This is a genomic window from Algibacter mikhailovii, from assembly GCF_014651495.1.
GTDB lineage: Bacteria > Bacteroidota > Bacteroidia > Flavobacteriales > Flavobacteriaceae > Algibacter_E > Algibacter_E mikhailovii.
In genome coordinates this window covers 1-5,263 of record NZ_BMWZ01000020.1, presented here as the reverse complement: position 1 = coordinate 5,263, position 5,263 = coordinate 1, and the positions used below count along the sequence as shown (strand labels likewise).

Genomic DNA, 5,263 nt, shown 5'->3' with positions numbered 1-5,263 from the left:
TAATCCACAAGCAACAGTAAAAATTCCCATAACTGTTTTCATCTCCGAAATCATTTTAAATACAAAATAAATTCCGACAATTGTACCAATTAAAAAAATAATACCAGAAATTATCGCAATCAGTTTGGATTCTTTTGCATAAAACCTATTTGCGTTAAGTGAGTTCTCCTGATTGCATTTTGAACATTTGATTTTATTGAATTTCCCGTGTTCCATAGCAAATTCCACACGTGTTGCTGCATTAGTTCGAAACACGTTTTCGTGATTACATTTAGGACATTTACTGTATACTTTCAATTTTTGGTCAATGTTTTACAACGTTGTTGTATAAGGAAAGTTGCGTGTTTGTGTGCGAGGATTTTCCGAAGGAAAATCAGAAGCTAGCAAACAAGCAACTAACATTGGTATAGGTAAAACTAGCAATTTTTTTTATACGGTGTTGCCATTAGTTTTTTTATTCAGCTTTTGTTTTTACAGGAGCTAAAAATTTATGAGTGAAATTTTCTCCATTTTCAATTCGTTCAGTTACTTGTATTTCCAACTTTCCGTCCACAAGAGTTTTTTCAATCGGCGTGATTGTAAATCGGAAACCACTTTTATCGGCTTGATTTACCATAATTCCTGCTCCGAAAACCATAAATTTTTGGTTGTCTATATTTTCCGTTACAAAATTTGCTTTGGTCGGTTTTCCCACAACTAAATATTCCGCATTGTTTTCTAAAACCATTTCTACTTTTTTGTCCGCTTTTGAGTAAACAAAATCCGATTGAGTTTTATTTCCGCAACTTGCTAAAGTCAGAGTTATTATTCCAAAAACTATGTAATTAAAAACCTTAATTCTCATTCAATTTCTGCGTTTTTTAAATTAATGGCAACGTTTACGTATAAGAATAGTTGCGGGTTTGCGTGCGAGGAATTTCCGCAGGAAATTCAGACGTAGCAAACACGCAACGACTTTTGATTTAGCACTAAACCGCAATTATTTTTATACATTGTTAGGTGCTGTACTTTTTATATTCATAAACAGCTATACTTTTTACTTTTCCGTTTGATTCTGTTGTTATTTTTAAAATACTTCCATTTTCATCCAAGTCGTAAGTGCTTGTCGATATGAAAGTACTTTTTCGGTCACTTGTAAATACTAAACTTTTACTTTTAATTAAATATCCTTTTTCGTTGTAAAAATTTTCCGTTTGAAGTCGTTTTGGGTCGTCTTTAATTCTCCAAACTTTAGTAATGTCTCCATTTTTGTTGTATTCGTATTCAAAAAATCCACTTTCGCTGAATTTGATTAAAGGGTTTTTATCATTGGATAAGTCAAATTCTTGGTCAATCTGTTTTATTTCGTTTCCTTTTTTGTCAAACGAGATTAAAATCCGTGATTTATTATTTGGGTATTCAAATTTGTAATGAGACTCAAACTTTCGATTTGATTGAAACCTTTTTTTTTCAATCAGACGTCCTTCTCGGTCATAAAATTCCCAGTCCCACAGTCTTTTTTGATTTTTGTTCTCAACATTTTGCTGATAGATTTTTACTTCTTCAATGTTATTTTGCTTGTACTTATCCGCTACTTTTTTCCACATACTTTGCGAAAAACCGGAATAGGTTATTATCAAAGTCAGAAGTAGTATTGTTCTTTTCATAGTTGTTATTCCGTATTGCACCTAACGTTTGGTGTATGGTTAGTTGCGTGTTTAGCAACTAATTTAGTAAACAAAAACGAACGCGAGAAAATTCCGAAGGAATTTTCCAAATAAGCAACGACCAAAGCAATTAATTATACACGGTGTTGTACCTAGTTTTTATATTTAATTTCCCTGTAAGTTCTGCAATATGGTTTAATTGTTCCATCAGGACTTAATACGTTTTTGATTAATTTAATCCAGTTCCCATTTTCATCATATTCATAATCGATTTCGTAAATAAAAGGTTCAGTTTTGTCGGTCAAAATCCAATACATTTTGGTAATGTCACCATTCTCATTTTTTTCGAGGATATAGTTCGTATTGATATTTCCTTTTATTTCCTCTTCTAATCGTCCTTGATAATTGAAATCCATTAGAATGAATTGGCTATTTGCGTAATCGTAATTGATGTTTTGAAGTCTAGTTTTATCTGGACCAACAATCGTATGCTCAATTAGAGTTGGATTATTTATACTATCGTATGTTACTGTATATCTCAAATAAGTTTCGCCCGAGTCATTTATTTTTTCTTTTATCTTTTTATCTTTGAGATATTGATAATTAACTTTGGTTATATACCATTTCCCGCCTTCATATTTTAAGTTCCCTTTATAGTTTAAAATCCGTTTAATTGAGTCTAAATGAATTATTTCGTCAGCAACAAATTCATTGTTTAGATATTTTTTAACTAGCATTTCAAAATTAGAATTGAAGGTGTAAGTGTTTTTTTCAATCCAAGTTTCGGAATTTGCCATGAAAATTGTGTCATTGACAATTACCTCAGAAGGATTTCCAAATTTCACAATGTAATATGATTTAGATGCAACTTTTTCTGAAATTTCTGAATAGAAAGTTGGTTCAAATTCTTGGTCATGTTGAGAATAACCAATTGCGAATAGGAAAAGTGAAATTATAAAAAGGAAGTTTTTCATTTTTAAATTAGGTACAACGGTCTAGTATAAGAATAGTGCGTAGTTTGAGTGCGAGGATTTTCCGAAGGAAAATCAGATGCAAGCAAACAAGCACTAGCCTTTAGATTGAGGAATAAACTTACGCATTATTTTTATACAATGTTGTACACAGTACTTTTATTTCCATTTTGCGATTAATTCAGTCACTCCTTTTTTTATTCCGCCATAAACTTCTCCGTTTTTAAATTCGGGAATTATTGTTTGGTTAATTACTTCTTTACAAATTTCGTCTGTCAAAATTAATTCAGTGCCATAACCTGTTGCAATTCCGATTTCTCTACAAGGTTGGCAGAGTAGAATTATGAGTCCATTATCTTTTTCCGCTGTTCCAACTCCCCAATATCTACCTAAATCTGTTGCTAATTTTTGTATGTCAGAATATGGGTTTAAGCTATCAATCGTTACAACAACTATTTGTCGGGTTGTTTCAATATTATAGTCGTAAATAATGTCTGATAGTTCTTTCCTTTGTGAAGGGCTAAAAATGCTGTCGTAATCATTTATTATCTGACCTTTTAGTTTTGTTTCTCGAAATCTTTCAACTGTTGAAAAATCAAACTCAGTAGAGGTTTTTTTAATTTCTGTTTCTTGAGCAGTTCCTTTGCAAGAAAGTAAATTTAAAGTCAGGAATAGAATTAATATTTTAGTTCCGTTTTTCATTTCAGGCGTTTAGGGTATTGTGTACAACGTTGTTGTGTAAGGAAAGTTGCGTGTTTTAAGCACTAAAGTTAGCAAATAATGCACAGATAGAAAGTCCGCGAGGACTTTCGTAAATTGGCTTTTACCAGCAATTTTTTTTACACGGTGTTGGCTGTAGTTTTTATATTTTTTCAGCAAGTTCTTTGGGAAGTATTTTATCTAAAATAATTTTCGAATCTTTTTCAAGAACTAAAAATTTCCAATTAGTTTCTCCATTTATTGAAATTCCATAAACGTCCTTTTCAGAGTAAATTTCAAAAAATTCCGTCTTTTCGTTGTATACTACATTTTCCGCACCGAAATTTTGTTGAAATGATAGTTTCATCAAATTTATTCTCATTGTTTTTTCATCCTCTGTTTCTTCTTCCTCGCTATTCATTTTGAAATTCATTTGATTTGAATAGGTCAGTAGCGAATAGTATTTATTCTCTATTATTTCTGAGTTGCGAATTGTCAAAATTTTAGGATTTTTAATTTCAATTACCATTGTCGGATTATTGAAAGTTTGTTCCATTAATTGTAACATTTGTGATTTAGGTACAATTTCAAAAAATTCGGGTGTTATGTATTCGAATGATTTTTCAAACTCCATATTTATAAGGGAATTTAAGTATTCAGTGAATTCAGACTTAATGTTTTCTTTGTAGTCTTGAGCAATTCCAATTGTGCAGATTGTCAGAAATAGAAAGGTAAGTATGGGTTTTTTAATGTTCATTATTTTAATTTAGGTTTGTTTTTTTAATTACAGCCAACGTTTATGTATATGGAAAGTTGCGTGTTTGTGTGCGAGGATTTTCCGAAGGAAAATCAGAAGCTAGCAAACGAGCAACTAACATTGGTTAAGTACAAAATAGCAATTTTTTATATACTTTGTTGTAAGTAGTACTTTATTTTCTATTCTTTAACGTAAACGGTTTTGTCAAAAAATAATCTTCGTTCATAACCTTTTCCTTTTACCTTACCTCTTTCAACAATTAAACCTCGAATTCTCTTTTTTCCAGATGTTGAATATTCTATTCCAAATTCCACAATGTGATTTAAAGGCAAGTCTAAATTCAATAATTTGTCATTAGATATTCCGTCATTTTTAAAACTATGGAACGTATCAAGTTTTATTTCTGATAGATTAGAAAAGTCCTCTTTTAATTTTTCTTCGTCTGGAAGTACAACAAACATATCTGATTCCCATTTTATTGTTGGTTTAGTTAAAGTAAATTGCAATTTAGTTACTTTACCTAATTCAGTTGTGTCCATTATAAAAGTATCGAAGTAATTTCCACCAATTGTATCGTTTTTTTTGTCTACAATCCATATTTGATTAGCATATTCTTTTCCGTTAATGTTAATATATTCAACTATACTGTCTTTAATATTTTCATCTGCTACTTTGAATTTTCTTATTCCAATTCTGTTTGTCGTCTCTGTTAAAGAAGTTTTTTTATTGCCCGATTTACAGGACAAAATAACAATGCACAAAATCAGTAAAAAGGTGGACTTCATTGGTTTTTCGGTATTACTTACAACGGTTTTGTGTATGATGAGTGGCGTCTTTAAGTAACTAATTTAGCAAATACAAACCGAATAGAAAATCCTCGAGGATTTTCGTAAGCAAGATCGAACTAGCCATTAATTATACACCTTGTTGTAAAACGTTTTTTATCTCAGTTTATATTTTCTTTTCTATTTTTTAGCTTCTTTTTTTTCTGTTATAAAATTCAATTTAGCAGCTCCAGAATTATTTAATTGTTCATTGCTCAATTCTCTAATTCTTGAAAAAATAACAGTTTCTACATCTTCTGTATGAGCGCTCAAACTAACAGTTAGAATTCCGATAAATAAGGTTAATAATAATTTATTTTTATTCAGAAACATAAGTTTGGTTAAAGGTTCTTATACGTATACTAT

7 protein-coding genes and 1 pseudogene are annotated in these 5,263 nt (G+C 30.5%); all 8 read right to left on the bottom strand.

Translation table 11 applies throughout. From position 1 onward, the window contains the following. Window positions 1–216 (bottom strand): annotated as a pseudogene (locus tag IE051_RS18650) (hypothetical protein); the annotation flags it as partial. Between the two features lie 238 nt (window positions 217–454). After that, a complete protein-coding gene (locus IE051_RS18285) occupies window positions 455–844 on the bottom strand; it encodes a hypothetical protein (RefSeq protein ID WP_189362867.1) in 390 nt (129 codons plus the stop codon). Window positions 845–995: 151 nt separating this feature from the next. Beyond that, complete coding sequence (locus IE051_RS18280; RefSeq protein ID WP_189362866.1) at window positions 996–1,646, bottom strand: hypothetical protein; 651 nt, start codon at window positions 1,644–1,646, stop codon at window positions 996–998. Window positions 1,647–1,798: 152 nt separating this feature from the next. Continuing rightward, window positions 1,799–2,620 (bottom strand): hypothetical protein, encoded by an 822-nt coding sequence (locus IE051_RS18275; protein WP_189362865.1) that lies wholly within the window; start codon window positions 2,618–2,620, stop codon window positions 1,799–1,801. A 156-nt stretch (window positions 2,621–2,776) separates the two neighbouring features. Further along, window positions 2,777–3,319: a TPM domain-containing protein gene (locus IE051_RS18270; protein WP_189362864.1), complete on the bottom strand. Its 543-nt coding sequence runs from the start codon at window positions 3,317–3,319 to the stop codon at window positions 2,777–2,779. Window positions 3,320–3,479: 160 nt separating this feature from the next. Continuing rightward, window positions 3,480–4,073 (bottom strand): hypothetical protein, encoded by a 594-nt coding sequence (locus IE051_RS18265; RefSeq protein ID WP_189362863.1) that lies wholly within the window; start codon window positions 4,071–4,073, stop codon window positions 3,480–3,482. A gap of 179 nt (window positions 4,074–4,252) precedes the next feature. After that, window positions 4,253–4,858, bottom strand: coding sequence for a hypothetical protein (locus IE051_RS18260; RefSeq protein WP_189362862.1), 606 nt, complete (start codon window positions 4,856–4,858; stop codon window positions 4,253–4,255). A 180-nt stretch (window positions 4,859–5,038) separates the two neighbouring features. After that, complete coding sequence (locus IE051_RS18255) at window positions 5,039–5,230, bottom strand: hypothetical protein (protein WP_189362861.1); 192 nt, start codon at window positions 5,228–5,230, stop codon at window positions 5,039–5,041. Window positions 5,231–5,263 lie beyond the last annotated feature (33 nt).